Annotated in this window: 17 protein-coding genes and 1 pseudogene; 7 read left to right on the plus strand and 11 right to left on the minus strand. The window is 66.8% G+C overall.

Features of this window, described 5'->3' with window-relative positions:
- Positions 1 to 875: pseudogene (locus Q0Q36_RS06335) on the minus strand (hypothetical protein); the annotation flags it as partial.
- Between the two features lie 292 nt (positions 876 to 1,167).
- Between Q0Q36_RS06335 and Q0Q36_RS06340 the strand changes: the two are divergent.
- The 4 genes from Q0Q36_RS06340 to Q0Q36_RS06355 all read left to right on the plus strand — a co-directional run bounded on the left by Q0Q36_RS06340 (position 1,168) and on the right by Q0Q36_RS06355 (position 5,453).
- A complete protein-coding gene (locus Q0Q36_RS06340; protein WP_293796712.1) occupies positions 1,168 to 2,190 on the plus strand; it encodes an amino acid ABC transporter substrate-binding protein in 1,023 nt (340 codons plus the stop codon).
- Between the two features lie 179 nt (positions 2,191 to 2,369).
- Positions 2,370 to 3,542 (plus strand): ABC transporter permease subunit, encoded by a 1,173-nt coding sequence (locus Q0Q36_RS06345; RefSeq protein WP_293796507.1) that lies wholly within the window; start codon positions 2,370 to 2,372, stop codon positions 3,540 to 3,542.
- 1 nt (position 3,543) lies between these two features.
- Positions 3,544 to 4,668: an amino acid ABC transporter permease gene (locus tag Q0Q36_RS06350; RefSeq protein ID WP_293796509.1), complete on the plus strand. Its 1,125-nt coding sequence runs from the start codon at positions 3,544 to 3,546 to the stop codon at positions 4,666 to 4,668.
- 107 nt (positions 4,669 to 4,775) lie between these two features.
- The gene (locus Q0Q36_RS06355) at positions 4,776 to 5,453 is read left to right on the plus strand and encodes a DUF374 domain-containing protein (protein ID WP_293796510.1); all 678 of its coding nucleotides are present in this window, start codon (positions 4,776 to 4,778) and stop codon (positions 5,451 to 5,453) included.
- Positions 5,454 to 5,473: 20 nt separating this feature from the next.
- On the opposite strand, the gene Q0Q36_RS06360 is transcribed toward Q0Q36_RS06355, so the two are convergent.
- Complete coding sequence (locus Q0Q36_RS06360; RefSeq protein ID WP_293796512.1) at positions 5,474 to 6,208, minus strand: EipA family protein; 735 nt, start codon at positions 6,206 to 6,208, stop codon at positions 5,474 to 5,476.
- Positions 6,209 to 6,343: 135 nt separating this feature from the next.
- Here Q0Q36_RS06360 and Q0Q36_RS06365 point away from each other — a divergent pair, with 135 nt between their 5' ends.
- Positions 6,344 to 7,672 (plus strand): HAMP domain-containing sensor histidine kinase, encoded by a 1,329-nt coding sequence (locus Q0Q36_RS06365; protein ID WP_293796514.1) that lies wholly within the window; start codon positions 6,344 to 6,346, stop codon positions 7,670 to 7,672.
- Positions 7,673 to 7,703: 31 nt separating this feature from the next.
- Here the strand turns inward: Q0Q36_RS06365 and Q0Q36_RS06370 are convergent, their stop codons facing one another.
- From Q0Q36_RS06370 to Q0Q36_RS06405, 8 genes are all read right to left on the minus strand, one after another.
- The gene (locus tag Q0Q36_RS06370; protein WP_293796515.1) at positions 7,704 to 8,387 is read right to left on the minus strand and encodes a response regulator transcription factor; all 684 of its coding nucleotides are present in this window, start codon (positions 8,385 to 8,387) and stop codon (positions 7,704 to 7,706) included.
- Positions 8,388 to 8,553: 166 nt separating this feature from the next.
- A complete protein-coding gene (locus Q0Q36_RS06375; RefSeq protein WP_293796516.1) occupies positions 8,554 to 9,195 on the minus strand; it encodes an outer membrane protein in 642 nt (213 codons plus the stop codon).
- Between the two features lie 197 nt (positions 9,196 to 9,392).
- On the minus strand, positions 9,393 to 10,268 hold the full coding sequence (locus Q0Q36_RS06380; protein ID WP_293796518.1) for an alpha/beta hydrolase: 876 nt from the start codon (positions 10,266 to 10,268) through the stop codon (positions 9,393 to 9,395).
- The gene (locus Q0Q36_RS06385) at positions 10,265 to 11,284 is read right to left on the minus strand and encodes an ABC transporter ATP-binding protein (RefSeq protein ID WP_293796519.1); all 1,020 of its coding nucleotides are present in this window, start codon (positions 11,282 to 11,284) and stop codon (positions 10,265 to 10,267) included. Before Q0Q36_RS06385 ends, Q0Q36_RS06380 begins: the two co-directional genes overlap by 4 nt.
- Entirely contained in the window at positions 11,281 to 12,261 is a 981-nt protein-coding gene (locus tag Q0Q36_RS06390) for an ABC transporter ATP-binding protein (protein ID WP_293796521.1), read from the minus strand. The genes Q0Q36_RS06385 and Q0Q36_RS06390 overlap by 4 nt, the downstream gene beginning before the upstream one ends.
- The gene (locus tag Q0Q36_RS06395; protein ID WP_293796523.1) at positions 12,258 to 13,166 is read right to left on the minus strand and encodes an ABC transporter permease; all 909 of its coding nucleotides are present in this window, start codon (positions 13,164 to 13,166) and stop codon (positions 12,258 to 12,260) included. The genes Q0Q36_RS06390 and Q0Q36_RS06395 overlap by 4 nt, the downstream gene beginning before the upstream one ends.
- Positions 13,163 to 14,140, minus strand: coding sequence for an ABC transporter permease (locus Q0Q36_RS06400; RefSeq protein WP_293796525.1), 978 nt, complete (start codon positions 14,138 to 14,140; stop codon positions 13,163 to 13,165). Before Q0Q36_RS06400 ends, Q0Q36_RS06395 begins: the two co-directional genes overlap by 4 nt.
- Positions 14,141 to 14,225: 85 nt before the next feature.
- Positions 14,226 to 15,839 (minus strand): ABC transporter substrate-binding protein, encoded by a 1,614-nt coding sequence (locus Q0Q36_RS06405; RefSeq protein ID WP_293796527.1) that lies wholly within the window; start codon positions 15,837 to 15,839, stop codon positions 14,226 to 14,228.
- A gap of 96 nt (positions 15,840 to 15,935) precedes the next feature.
- On the opposite strand from Q0Q36_RS06405, the gene Q0Q36_RS06410 reads away from it, so the two are divergent.
- Positions 15,936 to 16,808, plus strand: coding sequence for a MurR/RpiR family transcriptional regulator (locus Q0Q36_RS06410; protein ID WP_293796528.1), 873 nt, complete (start codon positions 15,936 to 15,938; stop codon positions 16,806 to 16,808).
- A gap of 13 nt (positions 16,809 to 16,821) precedes the next feature.
- Here the strand turns inward: Q0Q36_RS06410 and Q0Q36_RS06415 are convergent, their stop codons facing one another.
- Complete coding sequence (locus tag Q0Q36_RS06415) at positions 16,822 to 17,709, minus strand: LysR family transcriptional regulator (RefSeq protein ID WP_293796530.1); 888 nt, start codon at positions 17,707 to 17,709, stop codon at positions 16,822 to 16,824.
- A 94-nt stretch (positions 17,710 to 17,803) separates the two neighbouring features.
- Here Q0Q36_RS06415 and Q0Q36_RS06420 point away from each other — a divergent pair, with 94 nt between their 5' ends.
- Positions 17,804 to 18,238: a PACE efflux transporter gene (locus Q0Q36_RS06420; protein WP_293796714.1), complete on the plus strand. Its 435-nt coding sequence runs from the start codon at positions 17,804 to 17,806 to the stop codon at positions 18,236 to 18,238.
- Positions 18,239 to 18,332 lie beyond the last annotated feature (94 nt).

An 18,332-nucleotide genomic window follows, 5' to 3' on the forward strand; every position in this document is an offset into this window, starting at 1 on the left:
TCAGAGAGGTTATTCCCAGGCGCAGACGGTGCAATCGGGCCGTTCCAACACATCAGGATCGCCGTCAGCGGCTGGGTGATCTCGTGGGCGATGCCGGAAGCCATCTCGCCGACGGTGTTGACCCGCATCGCATGGGCGAGCCGGGCGTCGTGCTCGTGCAGCCGCACCGCCTCGCGCGCCCGCCGGCTGGCGCGCCGCTCGCGCAGCACTGCCAGCAGCAGGAACAGGCCAAGGCCCGCGGCGATCGGCCAACCGAACAGGAGAATCGGCGGCAGCAACTCCGCCAAGGTCGGCCGTCGTGCGAGCTGCAGCACCAACGGCTGCGACCGGCTGCCCAGAGCCTTCTCGAAGGAGATATTCGGAATCCAGCGACCCGCTGGCGGTGACCAGTCGCGCTGGACGATCGCATTCCCGCCCGTGTCGCCCAGCTTCAGGGCGGCATCGCGGGGAAACCCGCCTTCGGGCTCGGTCAGAAGCCGGGCATCGATGACGAGGACCAGCGCCCGCGGCCCGTGGCCTACATCCGGCACGCGCTTGACCACGACGTAGAACGGGCTTCCCGAGCGGCTGGCGAGCGTGACGGCTTGGCCGGGCGCCAGCGCACGCACGCGTGCCGACAGCATGGCCGGATCGAAATCGGCCAGGCTGGGCGGTACGTTTCCGGCAGAGGCGGTCTCGATCAATTCCACCGCCGCGATCCGCGGATAGAAACGCTGCATCGCTTCGATCACGGCCCGGAAGCTCGCCGATTCCGCATTCGAGCTGGCAAGCACCGCCGCCAGACTGGTCAGATGCGCATCATGCTGCTCGACGCGTTGCGAGACGATGCGGTGCAGCGTCGTCCCCTCGCGCTGAAGCGCATCGCCCGCGCGCATGAACTCGACGCCGGCGCCGAGCCCCAACCCGGCAAGCGCCAGCGGAATCCAGAGGAGCAGGAACGGTGCCAGGCGCGGTGTCAAGAATTCCATCCGGTTTGCGGCCCAGCCTACAGCGCCGGTCGCGGGCCGTCACCGTCGGGTAACGAGCAAGTGCTGTGACGCGACGCAAGGGTAGAAATCCCTCGTGGCAGACGCGTGAAACGCTCTTGCGGACGCCATCTCGGCCCAATAGGCTCCACTTCGACGCGCCGATGACAGGCGCGCGCAAGGGGAAACGCCTATGTCAAAGATGATCACCAAAATGGTCGCATTCGGCCTCGCCGCTGCGGCCTTTTCCGTATTTGCCGCACCGGCCTCGGCGCAAGCGACGCTCGAAGCCGTCAGGAAGCGCGGGAAGGTTCTCTGCGGCGTCTCCCCGACGGCCCCAGGCTTCTCCTATGCCGACGACAAGGGCGTCCGCCAAGGCTTCGACGTCGACGTTTGCCGTGCCGTCTCCTCCGCCGTCTTCGGCGTGCCGGACAAGGTCGATTTCGTCCCGCTCAACACCAATGTCCGCTTCCAGGGCCTGCAGTCGGGCGAGGTCGACCTGCTCTCGCGCCAGACCACGATGACCTTCTCGCGCGACACCTCGCTCGGCCTCGATTTCGCGCCGGTCGTCTTCTATGACGGCCAGGGCCTGATGGTCTCGGCCAAGCTCGGCGTGAAGAGCGCCGCCGAACTGTCCCAGTCCGCCGTCTGCATCCTGCCGGGCACGACGACGCTGCAGAACCTCGAAGACTATTTCAAGCCGCGCAACATCAAGTACGAGGCGGTCGTCTTCGAGAATCCCGACGAGTGGCGCAACGCCTTCTTCTCCGGCCGCTGCGACGTCATCACGACGGACCGCTCGGACCTGGCTTCCGTGCGCGCCATCGCCAACGACCCCAAGCAATACGTGATCCTGCCCGAGACGATCTCGAAGGAGCCTCTCGCCCCCGTCGTCCGCCAGAACGACAGCAACTGGCGCGACATCGTCTCCTGGACGGTCAACGCCCTGATCGCGGCCGAGGAGTACGGCATCACCCAGGCCAATATCGACGAGCAGCTCAAGAGCAAGGATCCCGAGATCCAGCGCCTGCTCGGCGTCAACGGCGACCTCGGCAAGATGCTGAGCCTCGACAACAAATGGGCCTATAACGCGATCAAGCAGCTCGGCAATTACGGCGAGCTCTTCGAGCGTCACCTCGGCGAGAAGACCCCGCTCGGCCTGTCCCGCGGCCCCAATCAGCTCTGGACCAAGGGCGGCCTGCTCTACTCCCCGCCCTTCCGGTAAGCCCGGCGACCGCGTCGGGCGGGAGGCTCCGCGCCCCGGTCCGATACGGCAATAAGGATATGGATCGCTGTTGCCGCGCCCAATGGGACGCGAAGCGATCTGCCATGCGTTCCCTCGATTGACCTGAGACCTCCGGCCGCCGCGTTGCGGCCGGCGCGTCCCCAGCCCGGAACAGCCCGATGGCCACCTCCGATTCCAGCCCGGTGCGGCTGCTCTATGACGTGCGCGTCCGCGCCGTGCTCTATCAGGTCGTCGCGGTCGCGCTCGTCATCGGCATCGGCTTCTATCTCTTCAGCACCGTCTCGCGGAAGCTGGCGGACCAGAATATCGCGACCGGCTTCGCCTATCTCTCCCGCCCTGCCGGCTTCGTCATCAGCCAGTCCTTCATCTCCTACGATTCCGGCGACACCTATGGCCGCGCCATCCTGGTCGGCCTGCTCAACACGGTCTGGGTCTCGGTCTTCGCTGTCGCCCTCTCGACCGTGTTCGGCCTCGCCGTCGGCATAGCCCGGCTGTCACGCAACCCGCTGCTCTCGACGCTGGCGCTGCTCTATGTCGAAGCGCTGCGCAACGTGCCGCTGCTGCTCTATCTCTTCCTCTGGTACGCGCTCATCGTCGCGGTCTTCCCGCCGGTGCGTGAAGCCTGGCAGATCCTGCCCGACGTCTTCCTCAGCAATGGCGGCCTGATCGTGCCCTCGCTGCGCTGGTCGCCGGCGCATACCGGCGTGCTCGTAGCCGCCGTGCTCGGCATCGTGCTGGCCTGCTTCATCGCCTCGGCCTTCCGCCGCAAGCGGGTCGCCACCGGCCAGAGCCGCATGGCCTGGCCCTATGTTCTGGCCGCGCTCGTCGTCCCGGTCCTCTTGGCCATGCTGGTCTTCCAGCCGGACCTGGTGGTGAACTGGCCGGAGAAAGGCCGCTTCCGCATCACCGGCGGCGTGCAGGTCACGCCGGAATTCACCGCGCTCCTGGTCGGGCTCGGCCTCTCGGCTTCCGCCGGTATCGCTGAGATCGTGCGCGCCGGCATCCTCTCGGTCGGCCGCGGCCAGTGGGAGGCCGCGCGCTCGGTCGGCCTGCATGACCGCCAGACGATGCGGCTCGTCGTCCTCCCACAGGCTTTGCGCGTGATCATCCCGCCGCTGACCAGCTCTTATCTCTCGACCTTCAAGAACTCGTCCTTGGCCATCGCCATCGGCTATCCCGACCTCGTGATGGTCTCGAACACGACGATGAACCAGACCGGACAGGCGATCGAAGGCATCGCCATCTTCATGATGGTCTACCTCGGCATGTCGATCACGATCTCCATGCTGATGAACTGGTACAACGCCCGCGTCGCACTGGTGGAGCGTTGAGATGACCGACACCGCTCAGCTCAACACCCTGGCGTCCGTCCCCGACGAGCGGCCTGTGCGACCGGCGCAAAGCTGGTTCGCCCTGCTCAAGCCCTATATCGGCTCGCCCTTCAACGCCGTCGTCACCTTCGCTTGCCTCTGGCTGATCTATCGTCTGATCACCGGCGCCTGGGGCTGGCTCGTCACCCGCGCCATCGTCGAGGGCGGCCCGCAGACCTGCAAGGCGGCGGCTGGGGCCGGCGCCTGCTGGCCGTTCCTGGCGGCGAAGCTGCGCTTCATGATCTTCGGCTTCTACCCCTATGACGAGCATTGGCGGCCGGCGCTGGCGGTGCTGCTCTTCCTGGGCGCGATGATCTATTCGATGATCCCGCGCTTCTGGTCCCGCCGCCTGCTCTGGCTCTGGCTCGCCGTCGTCGTCACCTGCGGCGTATTGATGTATGGCGGTGTCTTCGGCCTCACCGTGGTCAACACCACGAGCTGGGGCGGCCTGCCCCTCTCCTTCATGCTGTCCTCGGTCGGGCTCGCCTTCGGCTTCATCCTCGGTGTGCTCCTGGCGCTGGCGCGCTCCTCGAAGCTGCCGGCGATCCAGGTCATCGCCGTCGTCTTCATCGAGATGATCCGCGGCGTGCCGCTGGTCTCGATCCTGTTCATGGCCTCGGTGATGCTGCCGCTGTTCATGCCGGATGGCGTGACCATCGACAAATTGCTGCGGGCGCAGGTCGCGATCATCATCTTCGCCGGCGCCTATATCGCCGAGACCGTCCGCGGCGGCCTGCAGGCGGTGCCGAAGGGCCAGCACGAAGCGGCCGCCTCGCTCGGCCTCGGCTACTGGCTGTCGATGCGCAAGATCGTGCTGCCGCAGGCGCTGAAGATCGTCATCCCGCCGCTGGTCAACATCTTCATCGGCTTCTTCCAGGACACGACGCTGGTCACCATCATCGGCCTGCTCGACTTCCTGGACACGGTCCGCTCGGCGATGCGCGATCCCGTCTGGCAGGGCATCGCCGTGCTGGAGGGCTATATCTTCGCGGCTCTGGTCTATGCTGTCTTCAGCTACGGTATGGGTTCCTATAGCCGCTTCATCGAACGGCGCCTGAAGACCGACCACAGCCACGGCCGGCACTGAAAATCGCCCTCTGAGCCTCGCTCAGAGGGCATTCCGGCCCTCGCGCAATGTTCGAGCAAGCCGGCACGCCGACCACTCCCGATGATTCTCATCGTGGAGATCGGACGATGCTCTTCAGCCCCGATCGGTCGGCAGCCCTCGCCGGCCGCGCCCTTCATGCCTATCTCGACCTCGTCCGGCGGACGACGCGCTTCAAGCCGGTCATCCCCGGCGCACGCCCCTGGGAGCGCAACCGCGAGCCCTTCATCGCCCTGACCTGGCATGGCCAGCAGATGCTGAGCCTCGCCGCGCTGGGGGGCGCCGCGCATGTCGCGGTCCTGACTTCCCTGCATTTCGACGGGGCGGTCGTGACCTCCGTCGTCGAACGCGCCGGCTACCGCAGCATCCGCGGCTCGGGCACGCAAAGCCGGGCCAAGATCCTGGCGAAACGCTCCGTGCCCGCGTTCTTCGAGATGCGCGATGCCCTGCGCCAGGGTACGAGCCTCGTGCTCACCGCCGACGTACCCCGGACCGCGCGCGTCGCCGGCAAGGGCGCGGTGCAGCTCGCCCGCGTCACCGGCCGGCCGATCTACCTCTTCGCAGCCGTCACCAGCGCGCGTGTCAATCTTGAGAACTGGGACCATGCCAGCATCGCCCTGCCCTTCGGACGCGGCTGCATCCTCTGGTCGGAGCCGCTCTATGTCCGCCGTGCCGCCGACGCCCGCGAGGTCGGCCTGATCGCCATGGACATCTCGGAGCGCCTCGACGAGCTCCATGCGACCGCGCAACGCAATGTCGGCCGCTGACGCTGACCGCGCGCCTTGCTTCATCGGCGGCCGGGTGGCGTGGCGCAGCCGCCGGGCGTCCCACAGATATCCGCCGGCGGGCGCAGCGTCTCCGGCTCGCCGCCGGGCTCGATCCGAATCCGGCTAAGGTCTCCCGAAAGCCTGAGGCCCAGACCCGAGGATATCAGCACGATCCGCGCCCGGCTCGAGGCGAGGATTGTCGCGTTCGCGCCAGCGAGGAAATGGGCGCTGCCGCCAAGACTGGCATAGGTCCCGAACACGTCCTCGTACCGGTCCAGCCCGTAGACCAGCATGATCACCCGCCCGTAATCGGCGCCGAGCCCGATGCCGACCGAGAGCGCCGTCCAGATCACCGGTATCGGTATCCCGTCGGAGAAGCGCAACTCGCCGCTGCCATGCCGCCCGCCGACCACGAAGGAGCCGCTGAGCTCGCCGCCGACGATATAGGCGTTCGGCTCGCCGAACAGCGCGAGCGAACGCTCGATCGGAACGCTGACCGTCTTGGACGCCGTGTCGAACACGCCTTCGACCAGCCGGGCGATGTCCTTGGGCGATACAGTCGCGAGCTGGCCAGGCTTGATGTCATCCCGCCGGGGAACGCCTTGCGCGGACACCGGCGCCTGAACCTGCGCGGCGGCAAGCAGGACCGCCAGCGCCAGATGGCGCAGCCGGACCCATCCCGTCATGGCGCGCAGCACATGCATCAGGCCCGGCGATCCATGAGGGAGTTGAACGGCAACGGTGATACGGTCCATGCAGTGTCCGGCAGGGCGAAGCCCCCGGCCCGAGAAGCCATACCCGCACAGAGGCTCCGTGACGACCCGCAACGTTGAAACCGTTTCGATATCCCCTGCGTCGAAGCGCTCGCGGTCGCTGGCGGGTGGCCGGCAATGAGGTCGCTCTCGCGCGCCCTCACCATCCGGCTGACGCTGCTCGGCATCGTGCTGTTCGTCGCCTTCATCGCGGCCGTGCTTGCCTTCACCTTCATCACCGAGGACCCTGGGGTCCTGCGCAACGATGTCACCTCCCAGATCATTCGGCAAAGCGTGCGCCCGTCCGGCAGCGCTGCGCTGCGGGTCGAGAAGTCGCCGGGCCTGATCAAGGTCGAGCAGGCCAGCCCGCTGCTCTGGTATCTGGTCTCCGACGGACGTTCCGTCGTCGAGTATGCGCCAGAATTGCGGCCCGGTCTGCCGATCGACATCCGGCTGGACGGCCCGACCATCGCCGCCCAGATGCGGGTCGGCGGCGACAACGCGCTGTCCGTCGACGTCGCCGAGCAGGACGGCAGCCGTATCCTCGTCGCCACCGGCGGCGGGCGGCCGGGCTGGGACGTGATTCTCGGCTATTTCCTGCGAGCCATCGCGGGCTCGGCCGCGGCGATCTCGGTCGTGTTCGGGATCATGATCGCCGCCGCCATCGCGATGTCGGTGTCCTATATCACCAGCCGCCTGCGCAGCGCGGCCGAAGCCGCCGCCCGCATCGACCCACGAGCCCCGCGCGGCCTGCTGCCGACGGAGGAGACCCCAGTCGAATTGATGCCGTTGACGACCGCGCTGAATTCAGCACTCGACCAGATCGCGGGCAACATGGAGGTTCAGCGGCGCTTCATGAACAATGTCGCGCATGAGCTGCGCACGCCGCTCGCGGTGATGCGGGCCAAGGTGGATTCGCTGCCCGACGAGGCTGCGCGCCTCGCGCTCACGACCGATGTCAGCCGCCTCACCATCATCGTTTCCTCGATGCTGCAGCTCGCGCGCCTGCATAACACCGAACTGCCCTTCGAGCCGTTGCGTCTGAACGCGCTGGCCCGCGACGTGCTCGCCGATCTCGCCCCGCTCGTACTCAGCAACGGCATCGGCATCGCGCTGGAGGAAGAGGGCGCGAGCGATGTCTTGATCGCTGCCAACGAGGCCACCACTCGCGCAGCACTCGCAAATCTCATCGACAATGCGCTGCGCCACGCGCAGGCGCGCTCCTCCATCCTGGTCAAGGTCATCGACGGGAGCGTGCTGGAGGTCAGCGACGACGGGATCGGGATCGCGGCGGCGAAGCGCGCGCAGGTGACCGAGCCGTTCAACCGGATGTCGCCGCATTCGACCGGAGCGGGACTCGGCCTGACGATCGTGCGCGACATCATGGCTGCCCATGGCGGCACGCTCGATCTCAGCGACACCGAAGGCGGCGGCACGACGATCCGCCTGACCTTCCGTGTGGTGTAATTGGAATGACAATCGTGGCGCCGACTATTCGCTACAGCGCCGGCTCCGCCTTCTTGAGGATATAGCCGATGCCGCGCAGCGAGGTTATCTCGACATCCGCGCCGGCATCGCGAAGCTTGCGTCGGAGCCGCGATATCTGCGCTTCCAGCGTGTTCGACTCGATCAGGTCGTCGAAGCCGTAGACCGCCTCGATCAGCACGTCGCGGGTGACGACGCGGCCATTGCGCTGGACCAGTGCCTCGAGGATCAGGGCCTCGCGCCGGCGCAGGTCGAGCGGTTCCGTCCCGACCGAGGCATTGCGGCCTTCGAGGTCGAGCGAGAGATTGCCGGCGCTGAGAAGAAGAGAGCGCTTCGGATGGCGCCGCCGCGCCAGTACGCGCACCCGCGCGATCAGTTCACCCGGCTCGAACGGCTTGACCAGATAATCGTCGGCGCCCCCGTTCAAGCCCTCGATCACGTCGGGCTTGGCGTCGCGTGCCGTCAGCATCAGGAAGGCCGGGCGGTTCTCGGCCGAGGCAATCGCCTTGACGATCGACAAACCATCGCCGTCGGGCAGGCACCGGTCGACCACGGCAATGTCGAACGGCGCGGTCCGCAAGGCCGCAAGCGCAGTCTCCACGGTATCCGTGCGATCCACGACCATCCCCGCATTGGTCAGCAAGAGCGAGAGATAGGACATGAGCTCGGGCTCGTCCTCGACAATCAAAGCGCGCATGTCACGTCCGTCGTGATGCATGGATGGAACGTCATGTCGGAGAAGGGGCGACAAATCCAGACATGACGCTCCACCCATGACCGGTTGCGGGCGGCGCGACAGCGACGCACGCGCGATACCGCAACCCGAACCGGGCCGGCTGACGGGCGGCCCGGAGCCTTCCCAATCAGAACCGGTAGTTCAAGCCGGCCTTGACCAGATGCTCGTTGACGCCGACCCGCGTGCGGCTGTTGCCGAGCTGGAAGTTGTCCTTGCCGAGCGAGACATAATTGTACTCGACCTTGGCCGAGAGATGGTCGGTGATGCCGTATTCGGCGCCGGCGCCGACGACATAGCCGGTTTTGCCGCGCGTCTTGGAGACGAGGCCGTCGCTGGCCTTGACGCTGCCATAGGCGAGACCGCCGGTGCCGTAGACCAGCAGGCGATCGAAGGTGACGCCGGCGCGCGCCTTCAGCGTGCCGACATAGCGCATGTCGGCGCTGGTGCCGCCGCCGCGCTTCGAGCCCTTGCCGAAACCGTTCATCGACAGGTCGCTTTCGAGGCCGAAGACCATCGTGCCCATCTGGACATTGTAGCCGAGCTGGCCGCCGAGCAGCATTTCGTTACGGCTCTTCTTGCTGACGCCGTTGAAGCGGTCGAAGGCGCCGCCGGCATGCGCGCCGACATAGAGGCCGTTCCAGTTATAGGCGCGCGGCGCCGAATAGGCCGGCCATTCCTGGGGCCGTGGCCGGGCGCGGTCGGCCGCCTGCGCGGGCAGCGCGAACAGGGCCATCAGGCCGAGGCCGGCCAAAGGAAGGATACGAGACATCGATGACTCCTTGCGCGGCTCCTCGCCGCCGACACATCTGCCAGCCGATTCGACTCCGTGGATCGGAGCGGGCCGGCACGCGCAGATTGCGGGCGAAGATTACGGCAAGGTTGCCCATTCCGGCGGCAAGGGCGGCCGGAGCGGAGCGATATCGAAAAAGGCCCCGCCCTGAGCGGGCGAGGCCGGATAGAGGCTGGTCAGAGAACCGGAGCGGCCTGCTTGCCGAGCTCTTCGGCCGGCGGAATCCGGCCGTCTTCGAACCAGTAGGACGCAGCGGCGCGCGACATCGCCGCTCCGTCATGGCCGATACCGGCAACCGTGATCAGTTGCCAGTTGCAGGGCACGCCGAGGCGCGCCGCTTCCGCCTTGCCGAAATCGAGCATGAACTGGGCGCGGCCATAGCGATGCGGCCCCTGCGCCAGGGCTTCCGGTTGAGCTGGCAGGTTCGGATCGTCGGTGACGATATCGCGATCGCCCGCGAACAGGATCATCGGATAGGCGAGCCAGCGCGTCAGCGCCGCCTTGTCGAGCCCGAGCCCGCCGAGCCCTTCCGGGAAATTCCGCTCTGGCGTCGGCAAGGTGTACCAGCCGGGATTGGAGGCCATCGCCGCCTCAAACAGCGCGCCGCCTTCCATCGCCAGCATGCGATGTACGAACTGGCCGCCGGCCGAATGCCCGAAGATGCGGATGACCGGCTTGTCGATTACCCCCGCTGCGCGCAGCGCATCGAGCACGCGGCCGGGCACGGCATAGAGCCACTCGGCGCGCGGCGCGATCGTCCCCTCGCTGGAGACGACAAGGCCGTTATTGTAGCCCTCGGCCTTCGGGAAAGGCTCGTTCGGGAAGGTCGGCGCGACGATCAGCAGGTTGTGCTTGTCGGCCGCATCGATCCAGAAATCGCGATACTCGTCACCGTTGCGCAGCATGCCGTGTTGCACGACGATCACCGGATCGTTCGGCTGACGCCGCGCCGGTCGGTAGCAATTGACCTCCAGCGGCTTGTCCGGATGGCTGACGTCGATGAAGGGCAGCGTGCTGCGCCCGATTGGCGGGTTCAGGGTCTTGGTGGTCATGCGGCCTCCGGAGCCTTGTGCAAGTGGCAGGCGGCGCTGCGGCCGGGCGCGATCTCGGCAAGGACCGGCCGGACCTCACGGCAGACCGGCATCGCCTTGTCGCAGCGCGGGTGGAACGGACAGCCGGGCGGCGGCGCCAATGGCGAGGGCAATTCGCCCTTGAGCGGCTGGAAGGCGCGCTTGCGCCGCGCCGCCGAGGGAATCGCCGCGATCAGCGCCGCGCTATAGGGATGCGCCGGCTCGGCGAAGATCTCCGCCGCCGTGCCGACCTCGACGATGCGGCCGAGATACATGATCGCGACCCGGTCGCTGATATGGCGGACAAGGCCGAGATCATGGCTGACGAAGAGATAGGTCAGGCCGTGGCGCTCGCGCACATCCATGAACAGGTTGATCACCTGCGCCTGGATCGAAACGTCGAGCGCCGAGACCGGCTCGTCGCAAACTAGGAAGTCAGGCTTCACGGCAAGTGCCCGCGCGATGCCGATGCGCTGGCGCTGACCGCCCGAGAACTGGTGCGGATAGCGCTCGCGATAGGCGAGATCGAGCCCGACCTCGCTCAGCGCTTGATCGACGGCCCCATCGATCTCCGCCTTGGGCAGAAGCTTGTGGACGCTCAAGGCCTCGCCGACGATGCGGCTGACCTTCATGCGCGGATCGAGCGAGGCATAGGGGTCCTGGAAGATCATCTGGACCTTCAGCAGGAAATCGAGCCGCTCCTTGCCCTTCAGGCCCCCAACCGGCTGCTGCTCGTAGACCACCTCGCCGGTCGTCGGCTTGAGGATGCCGGTGACGACGCGGGCGAGCGTGGACTTGCCGCAGCCGGATTCGCCGACGAGGCCGAGCACCTCGCCGCGCTTCACGCTGAGATCGATGCCGTCGACGGCGCGCAACACCGGCGGCGCCTTGCCCCGCCCGGTCGCCATCAGGATGCGTTCCGCCAGCGTCGGCTTGCGGCGGAAATGCTTGGTGATGCCCTTGAGCTCGATGATCGGAGCACTGGTCGAAGCACTCATGCCGCTTCTCCCACCGGCACCGGATTGTGGCAGCGGAAGCTGCGGGCGCCTTCGCTCGTCGTCTCGGGATCGCGCTCAGCGCAGATCGGCTGGACGCGCGGGCAGCGCGGACGGAAGGGACAGCCGCTGGGCCGAGCGTCGATGCGCGGCGCTACGCCATCGATCTGGTTCAGGCGCTCGCCCGGCGCGACATTGGCCGCCGAGGAATTGAGCAGGCCGAGCGTGTACGGATGGCGCGGTGCGTCGAGTACCTCGTCCACCGGCCCGACCTCGACGACGCGGCCGGCATACATCACCGCCACTCGGTCGGCGAGCTCGGCGACGACCGCGAGATCATGCGTGATCCAGAGCACGGCCGTACCGGTCTCGCGGGCGAGCTTTTGCACCTCGAACAGGATCTGGCTCTGGATGGTGACGTCGAGCGCCGTCGTCGGCTCGTCGGCAATGATCAGGTCGGGCGCGTTGAGCAGCGCCGTCGCGATCGCGACGCGCTGGCGCATGCCCCCGGAGAACTCGTGCGGAAACTGCTTCAGCCTCGCTTCCGGCGAGGAGATACCGACGCGGGCCAGCGCCTTGGCGGCTTCACCGAGCGCCTCATCGCGGCTGCAATCGCGATGCTCCAGGATCGCCTCGCTCATCTGTTCGCCGATGCTGAGCACCGGATTCAGCGTCATCAGAGGGTCCTGGAAGATCATGGCGATGCGGTCGCCGCGCAGGCTCCGCAGGCGTTCCTCGGTCGCGGCGCGCAGGTCTTCGCCGCCGAAGCTCACCGTCCCCGCGACGATCTCGCCAGGCGGATCGATCAGGCGCACCAGCGAGAAGCCGGTCACCGACTTGCCGGAGCCGGATTCGCCGACGAGCCCCAAGACCTCGCCGCGCGAGACGCTGAGATCGACGCCGTCGACGGCAGGCCAGGCACCGTCGAGCGCATGGAAAACGGTTCGCAAGCCGCGGACGTCGAGCAAGGGATCACTCATGAGCGCACGTTGAAGCTGCGGCGCAGCCGGTCGCCGACGAGGTTGAGCGAGCCGATCAGCAGAACCAGCGCGATGCCGGGGAAGACCGCGATCCAGTATTCGCCGGAAAGCAGGAACTCGAAGCCGTTGGCGATGAGCAGGCCGAGCGAGGGCTGTGTCACGGGAACGCCGACGCCGAGGAAGGAGAGCGTCGCCTCCAGCGTGATCGCGCCGGCGATGCTGATCGAAGCGACGACCAGGACCGAGCCGACCGAGTTCGGCAGCAGATGCGCGATCATGATGTGCCGCGTCGGCAGGCCGAAATTGAGCGCGGCCTCGATATATTCCTTGCGCCGCTCGACCAGCGCGGAGGCGCGCATCAGCCGGGCGTACTGCGCCCATTGTACCAGCACGATGGCGAGGATGACCTTGTCGACCCCGCGCCCGATCGAGGCGAGCAGGACGAGCGCGATCAGGATCGAGGGGAAGCCGAGCATGAAGTCGACGATGCGCATGATCACGGCGTCGACCACCCCGCCGAACTGCGCGGCGACAAGCCCGGCCGAGATGCCGATGAACAGCGCGCCCAGCGTCGCGGTGAGCCCGACCATCAGGCTGGTGCGCAGGCCGTAGAGGATGGCGCTCAGCATGTCGCGGCCCTGTGAATCCGTGCCGAGCCAGTAGGTCATGCCGTTCATGCCGGCCTCGCCCGGCGGCAGGCGGTTGTCCATCACACTGAGCGAGGCGAGATCATGCGGATTCTGCGGCGCGATGACCGGCGCCAGCAAGGCCAGCGCGACCATGATGCCGAGCAGGATCGCGGCACCGCGCGTCGTCGGTCGGTTGCGGATGCGCCGCAGCACCTTCTCGCGGAGCGGCGTGTCGGCATAATCAGGGATGGCCGGCGCTTTCGCTGGGGCGTTCATGCCATCTCTCCCGTCAGCTTCACGCGCGGGTCGAGCGCGGCATAGAGGATGTCGACGAGGAAGTTGACGGTGACGAAGAGCAGCGTCGCCAGCAGCACATAGGCGACCACCACCGGCCGATCGAGCTGGTAGACCGAGTCGATCAGGAGCTTGCCCATGCCCGGCCAGGCGAAGACCGTCTCGGTGATCGTCGAGAAGGCGACGAGGCTGCCGAACTCGATGCCGACCACGGTGACGACCGGGATCAGGATGTTGCGCAACACGTGCCGGCCGACGACGCGGCGCGGCTTCACACCCTTGGCGCGAGCATATTTGACGTAGTCCTGTGTCATCGCCTCGCTCGTGCCGGCCGCGACGAGGCGGATCATCAGCGCGATCTGGGGAATGGCGAGGTTGATCGCCGGCAGGGCGAGATGGACGAGCCCGTCCCAGGTCAGGAGGCTGGTCTGGATGCCCAGGACCGAGACCGTCTCGCCGCGTCCGGCCGTCGGCAGCCAGTGGAGCACGACTGCGAAGAGCAGGATCAGCATCATGCCCTTCCAGAAGCTCGGCAGCGAGAAGCCGAGGACGGTGGCACCCATGATGATGCGCGAGGGCCGGCTTTCGGGGTCGAGCCCGGCATAGAGCCCGAGCGGCACGCCGGTGACGATGGCCAGCGTCATCGAGAGCAGGACGAGCTCGAAGGTCGCCGGCAGGCGCCCCAGAATGAGCTCGATCGCCGGCACGCCATGCACGAAGGAGCGGCCAAGGTCGCCCGTCAGGGCATTGCCCATGAAGACGAAATATTGCTGCCAGACCGGCAGGTCGAGCCCGAGGCGTCGGATCAGCGCCTCGCGCTCGGCCGCGCTGGCGGAGGGCGAGACGAGCAATTCGACGGGGTCGCCGATGCCGTAGACGGCGAAGAACACCACGACCGAGACCGCGAGCAGCACGAGCACGCTCTGGATCAGTCGCTGCAGGACATAGGCGGTCATGATGCTCGACCGGCTCCGCTCAATGGTTCACGGGCCGCCCTGCGAGAGGCGGCCCGGCTTTCCGATAGGCCTGTCGGCCGGCGGCTTACTTGGCTTTCGGCTTCACCGACATCGCCAGCATGAACTGGTCGGCACGGCCCTTGACGTCGAGATCGGACTTGAAGGCCCAGATGCCGCTCTCGAAGTGCAGCGGGATGAAGGCGTAATCGTCGACGACGATCTTGCCGGCTTCCTGCAGCAGCGATGCGCGCTTGTTGTCGTCGAGCGTGGTCACGGCCTCGCGGATGATCTTGTCGAACTGGTCGTTCTTGTAGCCGCCATAGTTCGAGCCGCCGAGGGTCTTGGCTTCGTTCGGGGTCGGCGGCCACTGGCGCAGGAAGGACGCCGCCTCGCCCGTGCCGGAGCCCCAGCCGCCGATCGCAACCGAGAATTCCTTCTTGGCGCGACGCGGGAAATAGATCGCGCGGGTCATCGCGTCGACCTCGGCCTTGATGCCGACCTGGGTCAGGTACTGCGCGACGGCCTGGGTGATCTGGCTGTCATTGATATAGCGGTCGTTGGTGGTCGAGAGCGTGACCTGGAAGCCCTTGGCATAACCGGCTTCGGCCAGCAGCTTCTTCGCCTGCGCCGGGTCATAAGCCAGCTTCGGCGGGTTCGGACGCGTGCCGAACATGCCGGTCGGCAGGTACTGGTAGGCCGGCTCCGCCGCGCCGTCCATGATGCGCTTGACGATGGCGTCACGGTCGATGGCGAGCGACATCGCCTTGCGGACGCGCAGGTCCTTCAGCGGGTTCTTGCCGTCATCCGACTTGACGAAGGGGCTCTGGTCGCGGGCGACGTCGAGCTGGAAATAGACCACGCGGGTCGAGGGCGTGATGACATGGCCGAAGCGCTTGTCGTCCTTGATCCGGCCGAGGTCGCGCGCCGCCGGGTTCTCGATCACGTCGTAATCGCCGGCGAGCAGGCCGGCGAGGCGCGGGCCGGCATTCGTCACAGGCAGCAGGCGCACGGTCGCCCAAGGCTCTGCCTTGCCCCAATAGGTCGGATTGCGCTCGAGCTCGATCGCGGAGCCGCGCACATAGGACTTGAGCTTGTAGGGGCCGGTGCCGATGGCGAGCGTGCCGTCGTTGAAGCCCGTCACGGTCGGCCACGGGCCGGTGACGCCGCAGTTCTTGGCGACGTCATAGCTGATCGGGCCATGCTCGGCGATCGAGGCCGAGAGGATGCTGAGGCCCGAAAGCAGATTCGGCAGCAGCGGCTCGGGCTCTTTCGTGGTGATCACCAGCGTCTTCGGATCGGGCGTCTCGACCGAGGCGAAATTGCCGGTGGTGTCGGCAAAGGAATCCGAGACCTTGGTCTCGTTCTTCAGCGTGCGGCAGAAGGTGAAGACCACGTCCTCGGACGTGAAGGGCTTGCCGTTCGAGAACTTGACGCCGTCGCGCAGCTTGAAGGTCCAGCGGTTCTTGCCGTCATTCTCCCAAGAGGCGGCAAGGCTCGGATGCAGCTTCTGCTGCTCGTCCTGGCGCACCAGCGAGTCGAAGATGTGCTGAGCCAACGCATTGTTGGGGGTGAGGTCATGGTAATGCGGATCGACCGCCGTCGGCTCGGAGGCTAGCGCGATGCGCAGCGTCTGCGCCGAGACGGCCGTTCCGGCAAGGCAGGCGGCCGCGAAAGCCGCGAGGAATAGGGGTTTACGCATGATAGGATCCGCTCCCGGTTGAAGCCGCTTTTGACAGCTTTATTTTCGTCTAGTAGCAAACATGAAAATTTTCGAACGTCAATCGGGTAGCCGCGCATGTCACAGGGCCTGAAGCCGACGACGGATCTCTCCAACCGGATCGCCCAGATCTACCCGTCGCTTAGCAACGGCCATCGCCGCGCCGCCGATTTCGTGCTGCAGCATCCGCTCGATGTCGCGACCATGACCATCGAAGGCCTGGCCGAGGGTAGCGGCACCTCGAACGCGACGGTGACGCGCTTCGTCCGGGCGCTCGGCTATGGCAGCTATGGCGAGTTCCGCGGCGCGCTCTCCGCCGCCCTGAAATTCGCCCATGACCCGGTCGACAGCTTCGCCGGTGCCCGCACTGCCGCCGGCTCGACCTTCGCGACCTTCACAGCTGCGCTCGCCGACCAGAACGCCAATCTCCAGGCCGCCCGCGACGGCCTCGACGAAGCCTCCGTGACGAAGGCGGTCGCGTTGTTGCTGAAGGCGCCACGCGTCTTCATCGCGGCTTCCGGCGCCAGCCACCACGTCGCTTCCTTCCTGGAGGATGGACTTGCGCTCTATCTCGATGCCGACGTGATCTTCGCGTCATCGCGCACCGGCCCGGAACGCGCCATCCGGCACATGATGTCGGCTCGCCCCGACGATCTCGTCGTCGCGATCTCGGTGCCGCGCTATTCCCGCGCCACGCTGGATCTCGCGAGTTTTGCCAAGAAGCGCGGCGCGGCCCTGCTGACCCTGACCGACAGCCCGACCTCGCCACTCGCTCCGATCGCCGATGTCACGCTGTTCGCGCCGGCCCGCAGCCGCCTGCTGCCGAACTCGCCGACCGCCGTCTTCGCGCTTGCCGATGCGCTGATCGCCGCCGTCGCGCGTGAGCGGCCGGATGCGGTCGAGGCCCTCAAGGAACTTAGCGAAAGCCTGCTCTGGACCTTCCACCAATAGGTGACCGAGAGGCTCACGCCGCTCCGATCCGCGCGGCCGCAAAGCGCTGGCGCAGCCAGTGCGCGGCCGGTCCGCAGGGGCGCTGCTTGTGCCAGACCATCTCCAGCGCCACCGGCAGGTCGAAATCGTCGAACTGGAGATCGGGCGTGACGAGATCGGCCGTCACCGGCGAATTCGCGATGACATAGCTGGAGACGAAGGCCCAGCCGATGCCCTGCTTGACCAGTTGCAGGATCACCCAATGGCTCTCGACCCACCAGACCTCGGCCGCGACGCGCAGTCGCTGCTTTTCCGGCCCGTCGCCGCGCGCCGCGACCAATATCTGGCGATGGCGCTTCAGCTCCTCCCAGTCGACGCGCGTGCCGGCCAGAGGATGCTCCTTGCCGCAGACCAGCTTGATCGGCACCCAGCCGACCGTCTGAAAGCCGAGCTCCGGCGGCAGCGCCTCCTGGCGCCACATCACCCCGATATCGGCCTGCCCGGCGAGCACGAGCTGGCTGACATCCTCCATCAGCGGGAAGAGCAGCTCCAGTTCGACATGCGGGAAATGCCGCGCGAAATCGGCGAAGAGCGCGCCGAGCAGATGCTCCGGATAGAGTTCGTCGATCGCGACCACGAGCCGCGTCTCGACATGGCTCTCGAAACTGCTGGCGACGCCGATCAGATGCGCCCGGCGATCCAGGATCACCTTCGCCTCGCGCAGGAGCCTCTCGCCCGCCGCCGTCAGCACGGGATTGCGCCCGGCCCGGCTGAACAGCGCGACGCCGAGGTCCTCCTCCAGATTGGCGACTTGCGTGCTCACCGCCGACTGCGCCTTGCGCAGCGCACGGCCCGCTGCCGAGAAGGAGCCATGCTCGGCCGCCGCGACGAAGGCCTCCAATTGCTCGAAGGAAAGATTCATCTATCTGATATCCAGATATAACCTAACTTGATGCATCCAGATTTGGCGATAGAAGGCACCGCGTCAACGAGAACGACAGGTGTTTCGAATGTCCATGCGCTCCTTCCCCGACCGGATTCGCCATACGGTGATGTTCGAGGTCATCGGGCTTGCGCTGGTGATCCCCGGCGGCGCCATGCTGTTCAACCTGCCGGCGACCCATATGGGCGTGATCGGCGTCGGCTCGGCCACCGTCGCGACGCTCTGGAACTTCGTCTACAATCTCGGCTTCGACCACGCGATGCTCCGCTTCGCCGGCCACACCCGCAAGAGCCTGGCGTTGCGCGTGCTGCATGCGCTGCTGTTCGAGGGCGGATTGCTGGTCCTGTTGCTGCCCCCGATGGCCTGGTATCTCGGCATGGGCCTGTGGCAGACCTTCGTGATGGACCTCGCCATCGTCGTTTTCTACGTGGTCTACGCCTTCCTCTTCAATCTGGCCTATGACCGGGTCTTCCCCGTTCCAGCGCTGCCGCGGATGGCCGCAGCCTGAGCCTCTCTGCGGCCTGAAGCCGCCGCGCCGCCAAAGGCCCTCCCCGCCTGCCGCCGGTCTATGCTACGGCAGCCATGGACATTCGCCGACGATC

This window comes from uncultured Allobosea sp. (genome assembly GCF_945957345.1).
Taxonomy (GTDB): Bacteria; Pseudomonadota; Alphaproteobacteria; order Rhizobiales; family Beijerinckiaceae; genus Allobosea.

Bases quoted from the DNA above. Each gene is read 5' to 3' on its own strand.
- Q0Q36_RS06340 (WP_293796712.1), top strand. From the start codon at position 1,168: ATGATCACCAAAATGGTCGCATTCGGCCTCGCCGCTGCGGCCTTTTCC.
- Q0Q36_RS06350 (WP_293796509.1), top strand. From the start codon at position 3,544: ATGACCGACACCGCTCAGCTCAACACCCTGGCGTCCGTCCCCGACGAG.
- Q0Q36_RS06355 (WP_293796510.1), top strand. From the start codon at position 4,776: ATGCTCTTCAGCCCCGATCGGTCGGCAGCCCTCGCCGGCCGCGCCCTT.
- Q0Q36_RS06410 (WP_293796528.1), top strand. From the start codon at position 15,936: ATGTCACAGGGCCTGAAGCCGACGACGGATCTCTCCAACCGGATCGCC.
- Q0Q36_RS06370 (WP_293796515.1), bottom strand. From the start codon at position 8,387: ATGCGCGCTTTGATTGTCGAGGACGAGCCCGAGCTCATGTCCTATCTC.
- Q0Q36_RS06345 (WP_293796507.1), top strand. From the start codon at position 2,370: ATGGCCACCTCCGATTCCAGCCCGGTGCGGCTGCTCTATGACGTGCGC.
- Q0Q36_RS06385 (WP_293796519.1), bottom strand. From the start codon at position 11,284: ATGAGTGCTTCGACCAGTGCTCCGATCATCGAGCTCAAGGGCATCACC.
- Q0Q36_RS06395 (WP_293796523.1), bottom strand. From the start codon at position 13,166: ATGAACGCCCCAGCGAAAGCGCCGGCCATCCCTGATTATGCCGACACG.
- Q0Q36_RS06390 (WP_293796521.1), bottom strand. From the start codon at position 12,261: ATGAGTGATCCCTTGCTCGACGTCCGCGGCTTGCGAACCGTTTTCCAT.
- Q0Q36_RS06360 (WP_293796512.1), bottom strand. From the start codon at position 6,208: ATGGACCGTATCACCGTTGCCGTTCAACTCCCTCATGGATCGCCGGGC.
- Q0Q36_RS06415 (WP_293796530.1), bottom strand. From the start codon at position 17,709: ATGAATCTTTCCTTCGAGCAATTGGAGGCCTTCGTCGCGGCGGCCGAG.
- Q0Q36_RS06405 (WP_293796527.1), bottom strand. From the start codon at position 15,839: ATGCGTAAACCCCTATTCCTCGCGGCTTTCGCGGCCGCCTGCCTTGCC.
- Q0Q36_RS06420 (WP_293796714.1), top strand. From the start codon at position 17,804: ATGCGCTCCTTCCCCGACCGGATTCGCCATACGGTGATGTTCGAGGTC.
- Q0Q36_RS06380 (WP_293796518.1), bottom strand. From the start codon at position 10,268: ATGACCACCAAGACCCTGAACCCGCCAATCGGGCGCAGCACGCTGCCC.
- Q0Q36_RS06375 (WP_293796516.1), bottom strand. From the start codon at position 9,195: ATGTCTCGTATCCTTCCTTTGGCCGGCCTCGGCCTGATGGCCCTGTTC.
- Q0Q36_RS06365 (WP_293796514.1), top strand. From the start codon at position 6,344: ATGAGGTCGCTCTCGCGCGCCCTCACCATCCGGCTGACGCTGCTCGGC.
- Q0Q36_RS06400 (WP_293796525.1), bottom strand. From the start codon at position 14,140: ATGACCGCCTATGTCCTGCAGCGACTGATCCAGAGCGTGCTCGTGCTG.